General features: G+C 63.3%; 17 protein-coding genes. 10 read left to right on the forward strand and 7 right to left on the reverse strand.

Going from position 1 to position 19206, the window contains the following annotated elements; all coding sequences use genetic code 11:
- Positions 1-9 precede the first annotated feature (9 nt).
- On the reverse strand, positions 10-642 hold the full coding sequence (locus tag KHO30_RS33445) for a C39 family peptidase (RefSeq protein ID WP_093638390.1): 633 nt from the start codon (positions 640-642) through the stop codon (positions 10-12).
- A gap of 207 nt (positions 643-849) precedes the next feature.
- Between KHO30_RS33445 and KHO30_RS33450 the strand changes: the two genes are divergently transcribed.
- The 3 genes from KHO30_RS33450 to KHO30_RS33460 all read left to right on the forward strand — a co-directional run bounded on the left by KHO30_RS33450 (position 850) and on the right by KHO30_RS33460 (position 3593).
- The gene (locus KHO30_RS33450; RefSeq protein WP_054036490.1) at positions 850-1104 is read left to right on the forward strand and encodes a helix-turn-helix transcriptional regulator; all 255 of its coding nucleotides are present in this window, start codon (positions 850-852) and stop codon (positions 1102-1104) included.
- Between the two features lie 2 nt (positions 1105-1106).
- Positions 1107-2447: a type II toxin-antitoxin system HipA family toxin gene (locus tag KHO30_RS33455; RefSeq protein ID WP_093638387.1), complete on the forward strand. Its 1341-nt coding sequence runs from the start codon at positions 1107-1109 to the stop codon at positions 2445-2447.
- A 291-nt stretch (positions 2448-2738) separates the two neighbouring features.
- The gene (locus KHO30_RS33460; RefSeq protein WP_093638384.1) at positions 2739-3593 is read left to right on the forward strand and encodes a helix-turn-helix domain-containing protein; all 855 of its coding nucleotides are present in this window, start codon (positions 2739-2741) and stop codon (positions 3591-3593) included.
- Between the two features lie 80 nt (positions 3594-3673).
- Here KHO30_RS33460 and KHO30_RS33465 read toward each other — a convergent pair whose 3' ends face one another.
- Positions 3674-5551 carry an ATP-binding response regulator gene (locus KHO30_RS33465; RefSeq protein ID WP_211703481.1) on the reverse strand — a complete coding sequence of 626 codons (1878 nt, stop codon included), beginning with the start codon at positions 5549-5551 and terminating at the stop codon, positions 3674-3676.
- Positions 5521-6075, reverse strand: a complete 555-nt coding sequence (locus tag KHO30_RS33470; RefSeq protein ID WP_211703522.1) for a putative pterin-binding protein — start codon at positions 6073-6075, stop codon at positions 5521-5523. The genes KHO30_RS33465 and KHO30_RS33470 overlap by 31 nt, the downstream gene beginning before the upstream one ends.
- Before the next feature lie 301 nt (positions 6076-6376).
- Here KHO30_RS33470 and KHO30_RS33475 point away from each other — a divergent pair, with 301 nt between their 5' ends.
- The gene (locus KHO30_RS33475) at positions 6377-7324 is read left to right on the forward strand and encodes a phosphoribosyltransferase (protein WP_093638378.1); all 948 of its coding nucleotides are present in this window, start codon (positions 6377-6379) and stop codon (positions 7322-7324) included.
- Positions 7325-7331: 7 nt separating this feature from the next.
- On the opposite strand, the gene KHO30_RS33480 is transcribed toward KHO30_RS33475, so the two are convergent.
- Positions 7332-9035: an ATP-binding domain-containing protein gene (locus KHO30_RS33480; RefSeq protein WP_211703482.1), complete on the reverse strand. Its 1704-nt coding sequence runs from the start codon at positions 9033-9035 to the stop codon at positions 7332-7334.
- Positions 9036-9280: 245 nt separating this feature from the next.
- On the opposite strand from KHO30_RS33480, the gene KHO30_RS33485 reads away from it, so the two are divergent.
- Complete coding sequence (locus tag KHO30_RS33485; RefSeq protein WP_093638819.1) at positions 9281-9907, forward strand: glutathione S-transferase family protein; 627 nt, start codon at positions 9281-9283, stop codon at positions 9905-9907.
- 111 nt (positions 9908-10018) lie between these two features.
- Positions 10019-10597 carry a Fur family transcriptional regulator gene (locus KHO30_RS33490; protein ID WP_093638372.1) on the forward strand — a complete coding sequence of 193 codons (579 nt, stop codon included), beginning with the start codon at positions 10019-10021 and terminating at the stop codon, positions 10595-10597.
- A gap of 113 nt (positions 10598-10710) precedes the next feature.
- On the opposite strand, the gene KHO30_RS33495 is transcribed toward KHO30_RS33490, so the two are convergent.
- Positions 10711-11223 (reverse strand): response regulator, encoded by a 513-nt coding sequence (locus KHO30_RS33495; protein WP_093638369.1) that lies wholly within the window; start codon positions 11221-11223, stop codon positions 10711-10713.
- 532 nt (positions 11224-11755) lie between these two features.
- Here KHO30_RS33495 and KHO30_RS33500 point away from each other — a divergent pair.
- Complete coding sequence (locus KHO30_RS33500) at positions 11756-12478, forward strand: ribonuclease activity regulator RraA (RefSeq protein WP_200619753.1); 723 nt, start codon at positions 11756-11758, stop codon at positions 12476-12478.
- A 13-nt stretch (positions 12479-12491) separates the two neighbouring features.
- Here the strand turns inward: KHO30_RS33500 and KHO30_RS33505 are convergent, their stop codons facing one another.
- Entirely contained in the window at positions 12492-13280 is a 789-nt protein-coding gene (locus KHO30_RS33505) for a TetR/AcrR family transcriptional regulator (RefSeq protein ID WP_211703483.1), read from the reverse strand.
- Between the two features lie 75 nt (positions 13281-13355).
- Here KHO30_RS33505 and KHO30_RS33510 point away from each other — a divergent pair, with 75 nt between their 5' ends.
- The 3 genes from KHO30_RS33510 to KHO30_RS33520 all read left to right on the forward strand — a co-directional run bounded on the left by KHO30_RS33510 (position 13356) and on the right by KHO30_RS33520 (position 17674).
- Positions 13356-14903, forward strand: coding sequence for an MDR family MFS transporter (locus tag KHO30_RS33510; protein ID WP_211703484.1), 1548 nt, complete (start codon positions 13356-13358; stop codon positions 14901-14903).
- 440 nt (positions 14904-15343) lie between these two features.
- A complete protein-coding gene (locus KHO30_RS33515) occupies positions 15344-16351 on the forward strand; it encodes a zinc ribbon domain-containing protein (protein WP_093638356.1) in 1008 nt (335 codons plus the stop codon).
- 249 nt (positions 16352-16600) lie between these two features.
- Positions 16601-17674 carry a TAXI family TRAP transporter solute-binding subunit gene (locus tag KHO30_RS33520; protein WP_093638353.1) on the forward strand — a complete coding sequence of 358 codons (1074 nt, stop codon included), beginning with the start codon at positions 16601-16603 and terminating at the stop codon, positions 17672-17674.
- 24 nt (positions 17675-17698) lie between these two features.
- On the opposite strand, the gene KHO30_RS33525 is transcribed toward KHO30_RS33520, so the two are convergent.
- On the reverse strand, positions 17699-19150 hold the full coding sequence (locus KHO30_RS33525; protein ID WP_211703485.1) for an aminotransferase-like domain-containing protein: 1452 nt from the start codon (positions 19148-19150) through the stop codon (positions 17699-17701).
- Between the last annotated feature and the right edge of the window lie 56 nt (positions 19151-19206).

Here is a 19206-nt window from a genome sequence, read left to right on the forward strand (position 1 = left end):
TTGCCGTATCTAGCGCGCGCTGCGGGTGAGCGTCATGCCGCGCCCTGCGTAGAAGCGCGCCATCGTTGCGAACGGCAGATAGACATCCGCCTGATGAGGCGCGATGCCCGACGGATTATGAAACCATACGCCACCGCGATCGCGCCCGTGCAGCAGGATCAGATGCCCGCCCTGACGCTGATTCGGCCGCTCCGGATAACGGATCTCGGGGCTCACGGAAACGATCGCCAGCGTGTCGCCGTCGATGCGCACGGCGATCTCTTCGAGCGGCGCCTGCGGCAGCACCTCGACCTGAATACCGAATGCGTCGCCCAGCCAGTCGGCGAACGGCCGGTAGATCAAACCGTCGACGCCGCCATCGTCACGCAGCCGGTACACGCCGTGGCGCAAGGCTTCATCCAGCAAGGCGGCGCGCGGCGCGTGTTCGATGCGCCAGTAGTCGAGCGCGGATTCGAGGCAGGTCAGACCGCACAGGCGTTTCGCCCAGAAACGGTAACGCTCCGGGTCGGCAAAACCACTGCGCTGCCAGTGTGGATCGTCGCATGGGTCGCCCTCCTGTTCGACGATGTGGCGCACCCATTCGGGGCTGCCCCATTGCGTGTGGTACGGCACGTCGGTGTGGCGTAGTGTCGGTTGGTTCATGAGTCGCGCGGAGTCGGCAGAAAATATTTTCACAGCATGCTACACGGCCAGCCCAGCAGGGGCGGACACAGACGGAATTTATGCGTCACGCAGATATTTGCCATTTATTCGCCAGACAGATATTTGTCGAATATGCGCCACACGAATATTTGACAAATATCTGCGTGACGCATAAAGTGCATTTATTCGTCTCACGGATAATTTGCCATGATCCACCTCGTCGCCACGCCGGACCAGATGGCCCAGCTGCTCGCTGCCGGCCGGCGCCAGGCCGGCCTCACCCAGGCCGATGCCGCTGCGCGCATCGGCGTCAGCCAGAGCCGCATCTCGGCGCTGGAAACCGACGCCACCGCCCTCACCCTCGCACAATTGCTGGCGCTATGCGGTGCCTACGGCCTGCAATTACAGGTGCGCGACAAGAACCAGCCGGTGCCTGAACCCGCGCCTTTGGTCGAGTGGTAAGCATGGGTCGCCAAACGCATTCGCGGGCGCTTTCGGTGTGGGCCAACGGTGAGCGCGTCGGCGTCTGGCGCCTGCCCACCCGCGGCCCCATGGAGTTCGCTTACGACCCCGCATGGGTCGCCTCACCCGCTGGCCGGCCGCTTTCGCTCTCGCTGCCGTTCGCGCCGAGCAACGTGGCGAACAAAGGCCACCGGGTGCTCAACTATTTCGACAATCTGCTCCCCGACAGCGAGGCGATCAGAAAACGCATCGCCCAGCGCTACCAGACCGATACGCTCGATCCCTTCGATCTGCTACAAGCCATCGGCCGCGATTGCGTGGGCGCCGTCCAGTTGCTGGCCGAAGACGACGCGCCGGCCGGCGTCGAACGCATCGACGGCACGCCGCTCTCCGACAGCGAGATCGAGACCATGCTGGCACGCACCGTCAGCACCCCCGCCCTCGGCGCGGCCGACGAAACGGACGATTTCCGCATCTCGCTCGCTGGCGCACAGGAGAAAACCGCCCTGCTGTGGCACGACGGCAAGTGGCAGCGCCCACATGGCGCCACGCCCACCACGCACATTTTCAAGCTGCCGCTCGGGCTGGTCGGCAACAAGCTCGCCGACCTCAGCACCTCGGTCGAAAACGAATGGCTGTGTCTGCGGATTCTGCGCGCCTATGGCCTGCCCGTGGCCAACACCGAGATCATGACGTTCGGCAAGCAGCGGGTGCTGAGCGTCGAACGCTTCGACCGGCAACTGCATTCCAGCGGGCAATGGCTGCTGCGCCTGCCGCAGGAGGACTTCTGCCAGGTGTACGGCGTGCCGTCGCATCGCAAGTACGAAAACGAAGGCGGTCCGGGCATGCTGGACCTCGCGCGGATTCTCCAGCAATCGGTGTCGGCGCAACAGGACATCGAAACGCTGCTGGCAAGCCAGATCCTGTTCTGGATGCTGGCGGCGCCGGACGGCCACGCCAAGAACTTCAGCATTCGCCTGCTGGCGGGCGGCCAGTACCGTCTCACGCCGCTTTACGACGTGATGTCGATCTGGCCGGTGGAAGGCAACGGCCCGAACCAGTGGTCATGGTTCAAGGCCAGGCTCGCCATGGGGATGTGGTCGCGCAGCAAACACGACGCCTTCCGCGACGTGCAGCGGCGCCACTTCAACACCATGGCGCTGAGATGCTCATACGGCGCGAACGCCGAACCGTTGATCCAGCGGCTGATCGAACAGACGCCGCAGGTCATCGCGCGGGTCTCGGCCGAATTGCCCGAGCGCTTTCCGGGCAAGGTCGCCGAGCGGATTTTCAAAGGCCTGAAAAACTCGGCGGCCAAGCTCGACACCATGCCGCCGGCGTGACAGCGGGTGAGTAACAATCCAATCGGAATTACTTACAGATTCCTACCAATTTAATCGGTAAAATACTTTTGATGCCAAAGGCATAAACAGATCGCCGAATTCGTCTGTTCGCACCTCGTACCGACAGGTTTGGCGGCAGTCATCCCAAAACACAGACCGTAAGACTTTTTACGGTACATTTGCTGTCCCCCGCGTTGCCGCGTCGATGCGCATCCAATGTGCATGGCCGCGCTGCGCGTGCCGTATCGCATGCCCCCAGCCACCCTTCAAGAAGGCAGATCCTCACGCAGTATGACCAACGAAACAAACTCACCTGACTCCATTGCCGTCGCCGAACGCGTGCGCGAGTTGATGAGCCGGCATGGAATCGGCAAACGCCAGCAGACCACTGAGCTATGCCGCATCCTCGATCTGAGTTTTTCGCAGGGACACCGCAAGCTGCGCGGCAACAGCCCGTGGACCCTCTCGCAGATCAAGAAGGTTGCCGAGGTGTTCGGCGAACCTGCCGCCCAGCTATTCGGCGCACAGTCGCTCGATCCGGGCATGGTCGGCGCCATCGCCCAGGAGGCGCTGTTCTGCGTCGGCGCGATCGAGCTGGCCTGCACCGCATGGGTCGGCGCCGCGCTCGAACCGGGCAGCCGCCCTGAATTCGTCGCGTACTCGAAGCTCGGCCAATGGCGCGTGGCGCGCCACGACGGCACGCTCTACCAAAGCGCGTACGAAGTCCACAAGATCGAGATCTATCCGCGCCGCGCCGAAACCGACAAGCCGACCATCGCCGTGGTGGACGACGATCAGGCCTCCGCCGACAACCTGCGCGACTATCTCGAACGCAGCGGTTTCGCGGCGGTGGCGATCTACGGCCTCGCGGCGTTCACCGAACAGCTGCAAACGCAGGTCTTCGACGGCGTTGTGATCGATTGGCTGTTCGGCTCGCAGACCTCCGCGGCGGCGATCCGCGCGGTGCGGGCGTCGGAAAATCCGGACGCGCCAATTTTCGTGCTGACCGGCGAACTCCTGACCGGCAAGGCCAGCGAATCGGAAATCAGCCAGGTCATCCGCAATTACGACGTCGCGTGCTATGAAAAGCCCGCGCGTATGGCGATCCTGGTCGCCGATCTGTCCAAACGCCTCAACCGGCCATAACGACGCATATGCCGGCAAGCGGCTGAAGGTGTGTGCTCAGGTTGAGCCCTCCTCCAACTGCGTTTCCTCAAGGCGTCACGTCACACCGTATGCCGCGAAGCCAAAGCTCGCTGCAACGCACTGCGCAGTTCCTCGTAATGTACTGGCTTTAATAACGCTTCAAAGAACGGCTGCAAGCCGGCCTCTCCCGCTTCCCCTGCCGCACCACTCGCCCCACCCGCACTAGCTACGCTATCCGCCTCCGGCGCATATGCGCTCACCACGATCACCGGAACACCCGACGACGGCCCTCTGCGTGCCGCGAAATCCGCAAGGAACGTATACCCGTCGCGATCCGGCATATGCAGATCGAGCAACACCACGTCACAGCGACGCGCGTCGAGCCACGCGAGTGCATCGTCGGCATTGGAGACGGCGTGCGCGTCGAAATCCATGTGCGCGATCATTTCGCTGAGCGACTCGCGAATCAGCCGGTTGTCGTCGACGATCAACACGCAGGGGCGCGCGCCGCCTGGTTCGGCCTGCGCCGCCACGCCGGGAGGTGCGGTTGCCGCGACCGGTCTGACCGGAATCGTCACCGTAAAGGTCGTGCCCTCGCCCACCGTGCTCGCCACCTCGACGGTGCCGCCGAACAGCCTGACCAGCCCCTGCACGATCGCGAGTCCCATCCCCGCACCCTCGAAGCGGCGCGCGCGCGACGCATCCAGTTGCGTGAACTCCTGGAAGATCAGCGGAATCTGCGCTTGCGGCACGCCCGGCCCCGTATCGCTGACGACGAAAATCAGCACCGCCGGCCGCTGCCTCAGTTGCACGCGCACCGTGCCGGTTTCGGTGTAACGGATCGCGTTGGTGACCAGGTTGTTGACGATCTGGCGGATGCGGTGCGGATCGGAATCGACGAGGCCGCTCATGCCGCTCGCCTCGCTTTCCAGTTTGAGGCCGCGCGCGGCGGCCGACATCGCGTGTTCGTCGACGATCGACGCCAGCAGCTCGCGCGGCTCGAAGTGCTCGTGACGCAACTCGAGCTTGCCGGCGCCAAGGCGCGCGTAGTCGGTCAGGTCTTTCATCTGTGCTTCGAGATGCCGCCCTGCGGTTTCGAGCCGCTGAATGACCTTGCGGTCGGCCTCGGAGTGATAGTTGAAGCCCAGCAATTCGATCGACGACACGATCGCATGCAAGGGCGTGCGCAGTTCGTGGCTGATCATGCCGAGAAACGCGTCCTTCGCGAGACTCGCCTCGCGCGCCGCGCGGCTCGCCTGATGCTCTGCGTCGAGCGCCGCGTGCTGCTGATGCATCAGGCGCGTGCGGCGCCGGCCGTTGAGCACCAGCAGCGTGGTCGCGGCCGCTGACAACAACAGCAGCAACAGGCCGCCCGCGAACAGCATGCGGCGCTTGTCGATGAAATCGCGGTTCATCGCCTCACGGTCGGCCACGTCGGCGAACCGGCGGCTTAACGCGAGATCGTTGACCTCGTTCCAATGCTGGCGCAACTCCACGACGATCTTATCGGCGCGACTGCGGTCCTTAGGCAACGCATCCACCTCAGGCTGAATCCCGTCCAGCAAATGATCGAGCGACTGGATTTCCTCCTGTTGCCGTTGCAGCAGCGCAAGCTGCGTAGTCAGTCTGCGGGTCGAACCAGCCATCACGTGCAGCTTCGATTGCAGCAACTGGTAGCGCAGCATGAGCCGCTGATAGTCGTCGTCGACGCCGGATTGATACAGCAGCAACTGGTTCTCGAATCGCGCGTAGGCGATTTGCAGCTGCGCGGCGTCCCAATAGAAACCATCGTACTGACCGGTCAGCTGTTCGGTGGCGCGCGGATTGAGCAGGTTCGCGTACAACAGATAGCCGATCGCGCCGGCCGGCGCCGCAAGCGCGGTCAGCCAGATCAACACATAGAGGACACGGCGCCAGGGGCGGCGTGTTATTTGACGATGAGTGCCTTGATCTGCCATACGAATTTAGAATCGCCCGCCGCGCCCATGAGTTCATCGGGAAACGCGTCGCGCGGATAGATAAGAAACAGCGGCCCGAAGTCGCTGATCTTCAGGCGCTGGCCGTTCATGCTGTACGCAACGACCACGCCGTAGCGATCGCAGTCCGACACCGGAATGGTGTAGGTATAGTCGTCGAGCGTATGGATCTCGACTGCGCTGCCGGATGCGCCGACTGTCTTCAGGATATCCGCGAGCAGCGGTCCTGTGAAGATGGAACGTGGCGTCCAGGTGGTAGCGGTCGTAATCGAATGAGCCGGCAGCGCGAGCAGTTGGGCCTCGGTGAAGTGATACAGCTGGTGCGCCGCATCGTTGGTCTTGCTGATCTTGCCCTTCACGTCTAGCGATAACGGCAACGACTCCGCCTGCGCCTGCGCCTGTGCCTGCATGCTCCACGCGGCGAAAGCGAGGAGCAGACCCAGCCCCCACCATGCGCCCCTGACCACGCCATTCCTGCCATCCACCGCTATGCCCGCCTTGGTCATCTTCATATGTTTGGTCATTCCATCGTTTGTTATTTTGCGGGCGGCTGCGCTGCGCCGGCTTAACCGGCCAGCGAACCTGCAGCACCCCGCCGTTGTCCTTTTCCCGCGGCGGCGGTCGTCTTTGCGACACGCCCCGTCCGGCGGACGCGCGTCACCCCGACGCGCGATCTTTGAACCGCATGCATAATATCGCCAAAATTCTTCGTCTCAAAAACGGGGACCTGCCGCAGCACCGCGCCGCGCGCCGCTCTCCGTCTACAGGACACCTGCCCTACGCGCGCATCGCGACGCCCTGAGAGTCATGAACAAGCCGGTTTTGCCCCTGACGTACGAACAACTCGATCACTGGATCGAGTCGCTGCAACCCGCGTTGCTGGCGGAGCGCTTCACCATGGCGATCGGCATTCTGCGCGGCGGCGCACCGCTCGCGCTGATGGTTTCGCATGCGGCCGGCACGCCCGTCGCCTTCCTTCGATACGACCGGCAGTCACGCACGGTCGCCTGGGATTCGACGCTGCCGATTCCGCCCGCCGGCTCGAAAGTGCTGCTGTGCGAAGACATCGCGGGGCGCGGCTTTACGCTGACCGATTGCATCGCATTCCTGCAGCAGCATGGTCTCGACGTCAAAACGTTGACCGCCGCGGTCGACGACCTGAGCCGCACACAACCCGACTACGCAATCGACGCTCGCGGCTACTTCGCGCTGTTTCCGTGGGAGCGCCAGGCCTACACCGAGCGTTATCGCGAGGACTGGGAGCGCGTCGAAGCGGGCACCGCGCCCGCCATGGCCGAGGATCACGAATACGCCACCTACGCGATCGACCTCGACGGCATTCTGCTGCCCGACGTGCCGCTCGCCCGCTACGACGAGGATCTGGCCGCGGCGCTCGCCGAACGCGACGCGCTGCTGCCGTTCGAGGTGCTGCCGGGCATCGATCTGCAACGCGTGCGCACGATCATCACCGGGCGCCCGGAACTGGATCGCGCGCGCACCGAAGCATGGCTCACGCGGCACGGCTTCGGTCATATGCAACTGGTGATGCGCACGCCCGGCACGCACGACGAAAGTGCCGCCGGCGCAGCTGCTCACAAGGCCGCGGCGGCGTTGCGCGGCGGTGTCACGCACTTTGTGGAGAGCGATCCGGTGCAGGCGCTGCTGATCGCGCAGCAAGCGCCGTTACTGCGCGTGATCTGGTGGGACGCGCTTACGCAAACGGGGATGCTGGTGGGTGCGCGCGCGTGGACGTGAGCGGTGGCTAGGCTTCTTTCGTCTCTCTGAGATCTTTGGTTTCTTTGAGCTCTTTACCATCACGCAAATGCAGATGCCGCGCGGCCCTCTGCGAGGCGACGATGATCAGTTTCATCGTCGCACGCGTGGCGCCGACGAACAGCTTGCGTGCAATCCGCTCGTCGAATAGTTCGAAGTCGACTTCCGTGAGAATCACGCACGGCGCCGCCTGCCCCTTGAAGCGGTAGATCGACTCGAACAGCACATCCCCTTCGCGATACTCCGGGTTGCCGAACAGATCGTACTTGCCCGTGAAACTGCGCAACCGATGCGGTCCGAGATAATCCTGCGCGGTCATCGCCGAGCCTTCGCGGCCGCGAAACGACAGCACGGCAATATCCTGTTTGCGAAAGCCGAGCGACAAGGCCTGCGTGATCGCCCGCTTGGTTGCCTCCATGCTGCCTTCGGCGGCGTTCGCTTCGTCGTAGACGGAGAGCGAAATATCGGAGCCGTCGAACGGACTGCCCGAGGCCAGGCCCGCCGCGACCGGCACCGAAGCACCGACCACGTCGCGCACATAATCGAGAATGTCGCGCGGACTGCGGTAGTTGGTGGTCTCTTTCAGCGTGGTCCAGCCGTGCAGCTCGACCGGCTCGCGCATATACAGATTCTGCAGCGGATCTTCGAGCCACCACCATGCGGCGCCCGGCCGCAACAGACGCTCGAGCGCAGCCACCCACGGCTGCTGGAAATCCTGTCCTTCGTCGACGATCAGCACGTCGAATTGCCAGCGCGCGTCGATCGGCGTTTCGGCGAAAGTCGATTCAAGCTGTTTGAAGACGTCGCCGGACTGGAAATCCGGCTCGCGGCCCGCATCGCGCGCGATCCAGTCGCATAGCTGATGATAGTTCGCCACCTTCGCCTCAGGCGGCGCGACCCGCGCAATGTGATCCGCGAGCGGGCGGTTGAAACACACATACAAAGGCCGCTGGCCGCGCGCCGCCGCGTCCTTCATCACCTGCACCGCCAGTTGCGTCTTGCCGGAGCCGGCCGTGCCGATCACGCGCAGCCGGAACGGCGAAAACTCGAGTCGCCGCGCCCAGGTCGCGAGGCCGCCGGCCAGACGCGTAACGAGCGTGCCGGCCTGGCCGACCAGCGCGCTGGCGTCGGGCGTCAGCGAAAGTTCGTCAGCGAGAAAGTGATGGATTTTCGGTGCGCAGGCGAGGCGCGCTTCGTCGGCCGGCAACGCTTCGCGAATGATCGCGGCAAGCCGGTCCTTGCGCGTCGCGTCGACGATCCGCGCGGGATTCACGCCGGCGATCGCCGCGTCCTTGACGATGTGGTCCGGGCAATACAGCAGTTCTTCGATGAAATACGTACCCGCGCCGAACGCCGCGGTGAAGCGCCGGTGCAGCGTTTCGACGGTATGTGCGAGCGCGATCGCCACATTGCGCTCCGTCTGAAGGTAGACCTTGACGAGCCCCTTGGGCGTTTCGCGCAGGAAGCCGGTTTTCTGTTCGACGATCATCACGCGCCCGGCCGGGCTGACGATCACGAAGTCGGCCTCGCCGAACACTGAAAAATTCTGATTCAGACGGGTCCAGTGCACGCCGTGATAGACGGTGTAGCCATCGGGAAGCGCTTCTTCCAGCAACGCGAGGGTTTCGCGTTCGCGTGCGGCCGCGCCGGTGGCGGCGAGGCTCTTCCAGTCGTCGGGGACAATGCGGGCCATGCGGTGCCTCGTCGTATTCGGGTGCGCTCATTGTACGCAACGCCCGCGCGTTGCCGGCATGGCACATCGGGTGGCAATCGGGTCTCTGTGCGCAAAGCGCTTTGTCCGCGCTCCGGACAACATTTCACGCAGCAGATTGCAGGCTGGCGGCGCGCAAACCCATGCGCATCGTGTATCGTTACTGGCTGAACGCCGTGCGCCGCGCGCGGCTTGCCACCTGTCAATATAAACAAAGGATTTACCGGATGATCACGATCTGGGGACGCGCCAACTCGGTCAACGTACAGAAAGTCTTGTGGTGTTGCGACGAACTGGTGCTGCCGTACGAACGCATCGACGCGGGCCTGCAATTCGGCCGCAACAACGAGCCCGACTACCTGGCGATGAACCCGACCGGCAAAATTCCGACGCTGGTCGACGACGGCTTCGTGCTGTGGGAATCGAACTCGATCCTGCGCTATCTGGTGCTGCAATACGGCGAATCGAGCCTCCTCTATCCGTCGGAACCGAAACTGCGCTCCAGCATCGACCGCTGGCTCGACTGGTCGCTCACCACGCTGCAACCCGCGGAAAGGCCGGTGTTCTGGGCCCTCGTGCGCACACCCGCCGCCGAGCGCGACGCCAGCAAGCTCGCTACCGACTTCAGCGCGGTCACGTTGCTGTGGCGCCTGCTGGATAACCATCTGCAAGGCCGCTTCTTCCTCGAAGGCGAAAAGTTCACGCTTGCGGATATCGTGATCGGCGCGTACGCGAAACGCTGGTTCGGACTGGACGGCGTCGAACGCCCGCCGTTGCCGAATCTGGAGCGGTGGTATTCGCGGCTTGCGACTCGCCCGGGGTTCAAGAAATACATCGATTTCCCGCTGACTTGAACAATCCGGCCGCTATAGGACTGCCTCATGTCCCACCGAGGCGTCCAGCCGCGATCGGCAGGTACGCCGCACACCGGCACAGCCAGGCGCGATGGCCTTTATAATCCACGCATGAAGACCGCCAAGCCCGCCGCGAACGCCGACAAAACCACGCCTGCTGCCTCCGCTCATCATCATGAGCCGGGGCACATGCACAGTGGGCACGGGGAATCGCAGGAAGCCGCACTGACTCTCGCGGAAGAATATTGTCGCGAACGCGGCGAAAAACTCACGCCGATCCGCCGCAAAGTGCTCGAATTGCTGTTGAATTCCGGGCGCGCCACCAAAGCTTATTCGCTGCTCGACGACATGCGCCAGATCCATCCGGGCTCGGCGCCGCCTACGGTTTACCGGGCGCTGGACTTTCTGCTCTCGGCAGGACTCGTGCACCGGATCGAATCGATCAATGCGTTCACCGTCTGCCACGACCTGACCCAATGCCAGCACGGCATTCTGGTGGTTTGCCAGCAATGCGGCAACGTCACCGAGTTGCATCAGCCGAAGCTGCGCCAGGCCCTCGTCGCGCAAATCGAAGACGCGGGTTACCGCCTTGCGAGCGATGAAATCGAATTGAAGGGGTTGTGTTCCGCCTGTCAGGCAGCGGAAGCGGCCAGCGCCAGCGCGGCTGCACCGGTCGCCGCCGCCAAATAACAGCGGCGCCTGCAATCAGGTTTGCAATCTGATTGCAGATCGTTTCGCCAGACGAAAGCTTGCGGCCGAAGATCCGGCGGCAAGAAACCGCCCTCCGGCCGCGAGGCCGCTCCTCAGCCTGCCGCGCGAGCGTCGATCGCGTCGTGCAACAGTGTCACGAGCTCTTCCGGCAATGCCGGCTTGGTCATGAAATGCTGGAAGCCTTCGCCGATGCTGCGTAAGCGATAAGCGTCGTCGGTATGGCCTGTAAGCGCCACGGCCACTGAAGGCGCATGGTCACCGCGAATCTCGTGATCGCGCAGCCGCTGGATCAGATAAAAGCCATCCATGGCCGGCAATTCGAGGTCGCACACCACGGCGTCAGGCAACAGCCGCAGCGCCGCTTCGACGCCCTCTTCCGCATCCGCCACAGCGACGACATGCGCCCCTTCCGCCTCGAGTAACAAGGTCAGTGATTCCCGGCTATCCGGGTCGTCTTCGACGAGCACGATCGTGGCCTGATCGAGCCTCAATGCTCCGTTCATGTTCTGTTGTTGCTCTAAAAAACCGGTTAGGCCATCAGACTCGGCCAACGTATCGCCCTGCTGTTTGCCGCCGATTTGCGCGGCTGCGGTATTGCTGTCCATGGTTCCGACTCGATTTCATGCGTCGAGTTGCATGCAGGCCCGCGATTGTAAAACATGGCCTCGGCGCAACGCGTGCGCACAGTAACGCGCCAAAATTGCACGCCAATGAAAAACCGGCCCTCGGCTCCATTGCCTGGCTGACCGATGCCGACACCCGATTCGCCGTGGCGGCTGGCGCAAACCCACGTCCATCGCCTTGTCCGCCCCAGCATCCGCCCTGACATTCCTGTTCTATTGCAACGCCGACGCTGTTATCTCTCCCGCGCGGCGCTCAGATCCACTCCTGTTATCTCTCCCGCGCGGCGCTCAGATCCACTCCTCAGGTAGCACGTAGCGTGCCTCGCCGGCTTCGCCAGATTCATCAGATTCGTCGTTACGGCAGCATGGTTGCGCGCGCCTGCCGCACGATCCACAGCGGCGCTATGATCGTGTGCGCGAAATCGCAGCGGCTGCGGTACGTTCCGCCGCTGCGACGCAGCACGTCATATGAGCGCCATCTGCCCGCCCCTAAAACCTGAGGCCGCCCGACACCATGTCCGATCTCGACTCCGCCACGCTCGAAGCACTCCGTCATGTAAGCACTGCCACGCTGACCACCCAGTTGTTCAAGCGCGGCTTGCGCAATACGTTCATGCAGGGCGTCGCGCCGCTCGCCGCGCACAGTGGCGCAAATCTGGTCGGGCCAGCCTTCACGCTGCGCAATATTCCCTCGCGCGAGGACATCGACGTACTCGAACTGTTTGCGGATCCGGAGTACGCACAGCGCAAATGTGTCGAGACCATTCCGGCCGGTCACGTGCTCGTGCAGGATTGCCGCGGTGAACGCGGCAGCGCCTCGTTCGGTTCGATCCTCTCACAGCGCTTGCAGGTGCGCGGCGTGGCGGGCATGGTGTCCGACGGTCCTGTGCGCGACAGCACGACGATCGCCGCGCTCGGCATGCCGGTGTTTTGTGCGGGCGCAAGCGCGCCGCCGAATCTGATCCGGCATCACGCGGTGGATATCAATGTGCCGATCGGCTGCGGCGGTGTCGCGGTGTTTCCCGGCGACGTGATAGTGGGCGATGCGGACGGCGTGGTGGTCATCCCGTTCAAAATGGCAGCCGAAGTTGCGCAAGCCGCCGTCGAGCAGGAACAACTCGAAGTGTTTCTCACCGAACGTATTCGTGAGGGCGCAGCCCTGCCCGGCACTTATCCGCCGAACGAAAAAACCAGGGCTGCGTATGAGGCGTGGCGGCAGAAACGCAGTTCTGAATGAGGCACGTGGTGTATCAGGCCGCTTTGCCCGGACCGACGCCCTGCACCAGCAAGGCCACCGCATGCCGGGCGATCTCCTCGCTACCGATGTTGCATCGCGCGGGATCGTTACGCCACAGCTTCGAAGTGGCCAGCGGCAGAATCGTCATGCCCAGTAGCGTGACGAACACCAGCGAGGGCTCCAGTCCGGCATTCAGTCGGCCTTCCTTTTGCCAGCGCGCGATGGCTAACAGCGACGCCTTCTGAGCCGCGTCGCCGAACCGTTCATGCATGCGCTGGCGCAGCAAGCCGCCGTCGCTGATCACTTCGCGCACCCACAGCGACGGAAACCATGGATTGTCGCTCGCGGTCTTCACCAAACGCTGCGCGAGTTGCGTGATGGCCGCCACCGGATCGTCGGGATTTTCCTGAAACGGCACGCCGATCCCCGCGCGCAGCGGCGCGAAACGCTCATCGATCAGCACGTCGAGCAGTTGATCGCGCGTCTTGAAGTAGTAATGCATCATCGCCGGCGTGAACCCCGCCTCGCGGGCAATCTCCCCGAGCGTGGTGTCGACGATGCCCTGCCGCGCGAAGAGGGCGAGCGCGGCGTCCAGCAGGCGGCTGCGCTGCTCCGGACCGCGCGCCGAACCCGAAGGCCTGCCCGGTCGCCGTGCGGGTGCGGACGGCAATGCGGCATTTGAAGCGTCCGCAGCATCGCCCGCTGCGGCTGAAGCCGGATTCGAAAGCTTTCGCGCCTTCTCGGCGGTCGTGGTGCGCGGTTGGCGTTTCACTTCGCGGTCATCTGACGTAATCCTTGCCATTGCATTCAATTTGACGAGTGACACAATGTCGCATATATTAATCTCCGAATTAATTAATTTCAACACCTTGCCGCCATGGACCAAACGACAACGACTCAACCCGCCGGGCTAACGCTGGCGGATGCGCAGCCAGATGTGCAGTCCGCCCAGCAGGCAAATGACCACCCGCCGATCCGGCTGCTGTTTCCGGCGCTGCTGCTGGTCATGCTGCTCGCCGCGCTCGATCAGACGATCGTCTCGACCGCACTGCCGACCATCGTCGGTGAACTCGGCGGACTCAACAACCTCTCGTGGGTGGTGACCGCCTACCTGCTCAGCTCGACTATCGTCGTGCCGCTGTACGGCAAATTCGGCGATCTGTTCGGCCGCAAGATCGTGCTGCAAACCGCGATCGTCGTGTTCCTCGTCGGCTCCGCGCTGTGCGGTGTCGCCCAGAACATGACCCAGCTGATCGTGCTGCGAGCGCTGCAAGGGCTCGGCGGCGGCGGTCTGCTAGTCGTGACGATGGCCGCCATCGCGGACGTAATTCCGCCGGCTGAGCGCGGCCGCTTCCAGGGTGTATTCGGTGGCGTATTCGGTCTCGCGACGGTAGTCGGGCCCCTGCTCGGCGGCTTTCTCGTCGAGCATCTGTCATGGCGCTGGATTTTCTACATCAACCTGCCGCTCGGCCTCATCTCGCTGGCTGTGATCGGTGCGGTCTTCAAGCCGCACGTGCAGCACGTGAAGCACACCATCGACTACATGGGCGCCGCGTTTCTCGCCGGCGCACTCACCTGCATCATCCTGTTCACGAGCCAGGGCGGCACGATCCTGCCGTGGTCGTCGCCGCAATTGTGGTTCACGCTGGGGATGGGGCTGGTGGCGATCTGGGGCTTCATCCACGAGGAGCGCACTGCCGTCGAACCGATCATGCCGCTCGAACTCTTCAAACAGCGCACGTTTTTGCTGAGCAGTCTGATCGGCTTCATCATCGGCGTTTCGCTGTTCGGCTCGGTCACGTTCCTGCCGCTGTATCTGCAAGTGGTCAAAGGCTCGACGCCCACGGAAGCCGGCATTCAAATGCTGCCGATGATGGGCGGCCTGTTCGTGATGTCGATGGTGACCGGACGCGTAATCAGCAAGATCGGCAAGTACCGCATGTTTCCGATCGCCGGCACGTTTCTCGTGGCCGTCGCGATGGTGCTGCTCGCGCGCCTGCAGATCGACACGCCCATTCGTGTGATGTATATCGACATGGGCATTCTCGGCTTCGGTCTCGGCATGGTGATGCAGGTGCTGATTCTCGCCGTGCAAAATACGGTCGAGTTCAAGCACATGGGTGTCGCTACTTCGGGCGCGACGCTGTTCCGTTCAATCGGCGGCTCGATCGGCGTGGCCGCTTTTGGCGCGGTGTTTTCGAACGGCCTTGCCGCGCGACTGGAAAAACTGATTCCGGCGGACACCGAATTGCCGCACGCGCTCGGACCGGCGGCCATCCACCAGTTGCCCGAAGCGTTGCGCAGCGACTATCTGCAAGCGTTTGCCGGCGCGTTGCACACGGTGTATCTCTCAGCGGCCTGCGTTGTCGTGCTGGCCTTTGCGCTCGCGTGGCTTCTGAAGGATCATCCGCTGCGCAAGCACTGATTTCGCATCTCCCGTTTCCAGTGGGTGTTTTCTGCAAGCGCTTGATGACGAGGTCGAACGCTACGCGCTTCGACCTCGTTTTGCTTTCATCGCCGCCATTTCGTTCTGCCAATTCCGCCAACGCGCCATCGTTGTCGACGCCTGCTCACAGCAACTTCGCAAACCGTGTGAAAAAAACAGACAGTCTGTTCGTTCTGCCGACATATGCACTGTTTCGTCGTACCTACAAATGCGCTCTGGCGCGCATAAAGTAGGTAAGAACGTCGATTGACGTTCTCATCGAAACGCCACATATTGCATTTAGCGGCACCGCAAGCGAGGACTTGCGTCCGAAGGTTCTCCAGCGCATGTGGATCGTGGTTTCCGCGGACATTACTCCTGCCTCAACACGATCTGGAGCATGCCGTAACGGCACTGTTTTCCACAGGTGGGTCCACAGTATGTCCACCCAGACAATACTCGGCCATAGTTTCCCGACGCCCTGCAAACGCTGCGGTGGTGCGCTGTACCGGCAAGTCGACTATTGCCCGTATTGTGGCGCCGTGCATCCGCTTGACGCCGGGCCGCACAAGCGTGTCGTGATTCCCGGCAGCCGCGCCAGTGCCGTCAGCAAGACAGCGCAGAAAAACGGCTTCGATCCGACACAGCCGGCTGAAATCGACCTCGCCGTGCCGACTGCGGTCACCGACGAAGCCGCGCCTATAGAGTCCCCGATAGAAGCGCCGGCACTCGTGCCTGAGGACGAGCCGATTCCGCCGCTCACCGATCTGAAGTATTCTGCGGACCGCAGCGCGTTCCCGATACGCCGGGTGCTGCTCGCGATCGTGGCGATTGGCGCAATCGGACTAGCGTATGTCGCCTTTACACTATTCAGCGACGACCACGAATCGCAGAGCGGCAATACCGAGCAGGCGGCGGGCAATCCTCAGGACGCCAGAACGGCGACCGGCACGATCGCGCCGTACGCACCGGCTCAGCCAACGAATCAGGCCGCCGCGGTTAAGCCCGCTATCCCCAGCAATGCCGCCAATCCCGCCAAGGCAGCACCGACAATCCTGACCACGCCCGTCGCGCCGCCGTTGCCCCCAGAGCCTGTAAAACCAGCAGCGCCGCAGTTCCGCGATGCCGCACAAGCGCTGCAGGCAGCGCGTCTGGCGTTCCGCGCCAACGACCTCTCCGCGGCACAAGCGGCGCTTGGCACGGCGCAAACGCTGCAGCCCGGCAACGCCGACGCACAAAGCCTGCTGACCGAATTGAAGCCACTCGCCGCGCGCCGCGACGCCGCGTTGCAGGCCGCACAACTGTGCGCCTCGCAGCAGTCGTGGAGTTGCGCGCGCCAGCACGCCAATGAGGCGCTCGCAATCGACACCGGCAACGACACCGCGAAAACGATCCTTGCACGCGTGATTCACGAGACAGGTTGGGCACCGCTCAAGCCACATGCGTAGACCGGCATTCCAGCGAGCGAAAAAGTTTGGATACCGAATTTCATGGCCGTTCGCACGCTCGATTTGTCTGACTGAGCGCATGAATCGTGGCACGCCCGATTGCACTGGCGTTTCACTTTCCCTCTGAGCGGCAACAGACGGACATAGCGGGCGCCATGCATTGAACATGAGAAGGCAAGCCGGCTCACCGGTGCTTCGCGCGCGCCGACGCGAGAGGCAGTTCAACCCTGACAGATAGGTAGATAGACCATGCTGAAGAAACTTCTGACGGGATGGCTGGGGCTGGCGCTGATGATCGTGTCTTCGTTTGCAAGCGCGGAGGCTGCGCACTACAAGATCGTCACCGGTCCGGAACGCGGCACGTATATTCAGATCGGCCAGGATCTGTCGAAGTGGGTGGCGCAGCCGGCCGGCATCGACCTGGAAGTGATGGCGTCGAAGGGTTCGGCTGAGAACGTGCAGCGCATGCGCTTCGAGCCGGGCGTGAAGCTCGCGCTAGTGCAGTCCGATGTGTATCAGGCCTATATCGACATGGCCAACGCGGGCAATGCCGACGCGGGTACGGCAATCCGGCCGCTGCGGCTCATCATGCCGCTCTACGACGAGGAAATTAACGTCGTGGTGCGCGCGGACTCGCCGATGAAAACCTTCGCCGACATCAAGGACAAGAGCATCAGCGTGGGCCTGCTCGGCAGCGGCACCGCTCAAACGGCCACGACGCTCTATCACCTGATGTTCGGACAGGCGATTCCCGAGCAGAACGTCCAGCACCTGAGCAACGAAGACGCGCTGGCCGCATTGATCGTCAAGAAGGTGGACGTGGCGATCATCGTGGTCGGGCAGCCGGCAAAACTGTTCAACGACATGAATCCCGAGCTGCTGCAACAGATCCGTCCGCTGAAGGTTGATCCCAACGCGCCCGAAACCACCCGTGCAAAGCAGACGTATTTCCCCACCACACTCCGCGCGACCAGTTATCCGAACTGGCTGAAGGAAGATGTCCCCACGCTGACGGTCAAGGCCTTCCTCGTCACTTACGATTACGGTCTGCGCGATACCGTCGGCAATCTGAATCACTTTGCGGACTCGCTGTGCGCCAACTTCGACAATCTGCAGGAGCATGGGCATCCGAAGTGGAAGCAGGTGAAGCTCGAATTGCCACCTCTCGTGCGCGGATGGAAATACTACGGGCCGGTAGAAAAACATCTGCGCGCGTGTCTCGCGAACAAGAGCGCGGGGATCAGCGCGGCGGCCGCGCAAGCCGCGCAGAAACCACGCTCTTCCTGCACGGATCAGGAGCGTCTGCTCTTGCTGTGTAAATAACGTTGCGTGGCGAGGCGCGCGCGTTCAGGCGTGCGCCTTCGATGCAGCCGACACGTCCATCGCCCGTTGCAGCGCCTCGTACACCTTCGGCCGGTTGCATTGCGACACGTTAAAGCGCAAAAAGCCGGCCGCCGATTGCGACGCGCTGAACACATTGCCCGGCGCGAACACCACACTCTCGGCTAATGCGTGACGCGCGATATCGGCGGCGTCGAGCGCATCGGGCAAGCGCGCCCACACGAATATCCCACCGCGTGGCCGCGTCCACACTTCAAGGCCGGCATAGCCCAGCCGTCTGATCGTCTCCCCCATGGCGTCCGCGAGCTTCGCGCGCATCGATTCCAGATGCCGCCGGTAGGTGCCATCCACCAGCAAACGATGCACGACGCTCGCCGCAAGCTGACCGTTGCCGAACGTGGTGGCCAGCTTCAGATCGACGAGCGATTCGATCCATTCGCTGCGCGCCGCGATGTAGCCGCAGCGCACGGCCGCGGACAAGGTCTTCGAAAAGCTGCCGATCGAAACCACCCGCGCGAGACCGTCGAAGGCTGCAAGACGCGGCGCGGGCTCGTCCTCGAAGTCAGCAAAGATATCGTCTTCGATGATCAGCAGATTGTGCTCACCCGCCAGTTTCAGCAGCCGATGCGCAATGGCCGGCGCCAGCGTCGCGCCGGTCGGATTGTGGATTGCGGAATTGGTCACGTAGAGCCGCGGGCGGTGCTCGATCAGCGCCCGCTCGAATGCCGCCAGATCCGGACCGGACGGCGTATAAGGCACACCGACGATGCGGACGCGATGCGCGCGCAGCAGCGCCTGGAAGTTGAAGTAGCACGGATCGTCGATCAGGACCGTGTCGCCGGGTTCGAGCAGAAAGCGGCAGACGAGATCGAGCGCGTGCGTGCCGCCGTCGGTCAGCACGATCTGCTCGGGCGGCGCGTCCACGCCGTGCTGTGCAAGCCGCCAGGCGAGTTGCTGGCGGAGCGCGGGCAGACCGAGCGGGCTCGCATAGTCGGCGAGCGGCGACTGCGGATCGCGCGCCACGGCACGCAACGCGCGGCGCACGCCGTCTTCCGGCAGCCATGAAGGCGGCATCCACCCGCAGCCCGGCTTGAACACCTTCGCACCGGCCTCCAGCGACTGCCGCGTGAGCCACAGCGGATCGACCTCGCGATCCAGCCGCGGCCCGAGATCGGCGAGCGCAAGCGGCGGCGCATGGCCGGACACGAAAAAGCCGGAACCGCGCCGCGCCACGATCACCCCTTCCGCGACCAGCCGGTCGTACGCTTCTACCACGGTCGACTTCGACACGCCGAGCGTCTCCGTCATCACGCGGATCGAGGGCACGCGCGCCCCCGGCATCAACGAACGGCTGGCGATGCGCTCGCGCAAGCTGTCCATCACCGTGCCGACCCGCGTGCCGACCCGCGTGCCGGCTGGCGCGCCCAAGGGCGCCCGGTTGGTATCGCTTTCCGCCATCTGTACTGCTCCATGTTCGGTACAGTTTGTACGAATTGTACTGATCCGTAGCTTAC

The organism is Paraburkholderia aspalathi (genome assembly GCF_905220735.1).
In the GTDB taxonomy this organism is placed as follows: domain Bacteria; phylum Pseudomonadota; class Gammaproteobacteria; order Burkholderiales; family Burkholderiaceae; genus Paraburkholderia; species Paraburkholderia aspalathi.

What these genes read in the sequence shown, in the direction of transcription:
- KHO30_RS33445 (WP_093638390.1), bottom strand. Translation starts at nt 642, where the DNA reads ATGAACCAACCGACACTACGCCACACCGACGTGCCGTACCACACGCAA.
- KHO30_RS33450 (WP_054036490.1), top strand. Translation starts at nt 850, where the DNA reads ATGATCCACCTCGTCGCCACGCCGGACCAGATGGCCCAGCTGCTCGCT.
- KHO30_RS33455 (WP_093638387.1), top strand. Translation starts at nt 1,107, where the DNA reads ATGGGTCGCCAAACGCATTCGCGGGCGCTTTCGGTGTGGGCCAACGGT.
- KHO30_RS33460 (WP_093638384.1), top strand. Translation starts at nt 2,739, where the DNA reads ATGACCAACGAAACAAACTCACCTGACTCCATTGCCGTCGCCGAACGC.
- KHO30_RS33465 (WP_211703481.1), bottom strand. Translation starts at nt 5,551, where the DNA reads ATGGCAGATCAAGGCACTCATCGTCAAATAACACGCCGCCCCTGGCGC.
- KHO30_RS33470 (WP_211703522.1), bottom strand. Translation starts at nt 6,075, where the DNA reads ATGACCAAGGCGGGCATAGCGGTGGATGGCAGGAATGGCGTGGTCAGG.
- KHO30_RS33475 (WP_093638378.1), top strand. Translation starts at nt 6,377, where the DNA reads ATGAACAAGCCGGTTTTGCCCCTGACGTACGAACAACTCGATCACTGG.
- KHO30_RS33480 (WP_211703482.1), bottom strand. Translation starts at nt 9,035, where the DNA reads ATGGCCCGCATTGTCCCCGACGACTGGAAGAGCCTCGCCGCCACCGGC.
- KHO30_RS33485 (WP_093638819.1), top strand. Translation starts at nt 9,281, where the DNA reads ATGATCACGATCTGGGGACGCGCCAACTCGGTCAACGTACAGAAAGTC.
- KHO30_RS33490 (WP_093638372.1), top strand. Translation starts at nt 10,019, where the DNA reads ATGAAGACCGCCAAGCCCGCCGCGAACGCCGACAAAACCACGCCTGCT.
- KHO30_RS33495 (WP_093638369.1), bottom strand. Translation starts at nt 11,223, where the DNA reads ATGGACAGCAATACCGCAGCCGCGCAAATCGGCGGCAAACAGCAGGGC.
- KHO30_RS33500 (WP_200619753.1), top strand. Translation starts at nt 11,756, where the DNA reads ATGTCCGATCTCGACTCCGCCACGCTCGAAGCACTCCGTCATGTAAGC.
- KHO30_RS33505 (WP_211703483.1), bottom strand. Translation starts at nt 13,280, where the DNA reads ATGGCAAGGATTACGTCAGATGACCGCGAAGTGAAACGCCAACCGCGC.
- KHO30_RS33510 (WP_211703484.1), top strand. Translation starts at nt 13,356, where the DNA reads ATGGACCAAACGACAACGACTCAACCCGCCGGGCTAACGCTGGCGGAT.
- KHO30_RS33515 (WP_093638356.1), top strand. Translation starts at nt 15,344, where the DNA reads ATGTCCACCCAGACAATACTCGGCCATAGTTTCCCGACGCCCTGCAAA.
- KHO30_RS33520 (WP_093638353.1), top strand. Translation starts at nt 16,601, where the DNA reads ATGCTGAAGAAACTTCTGACGGGATGGCTGGGGCTGGCGCTGATGATC.
- KHO30_RS33525 (WP_211703485.1), bottom strand. Translation starts at nt 19,150, where the DNA reads ATGGCGGAAAGCGATACCAACCGGGCGCCCTTGGGCGCGCCAGCCGGC.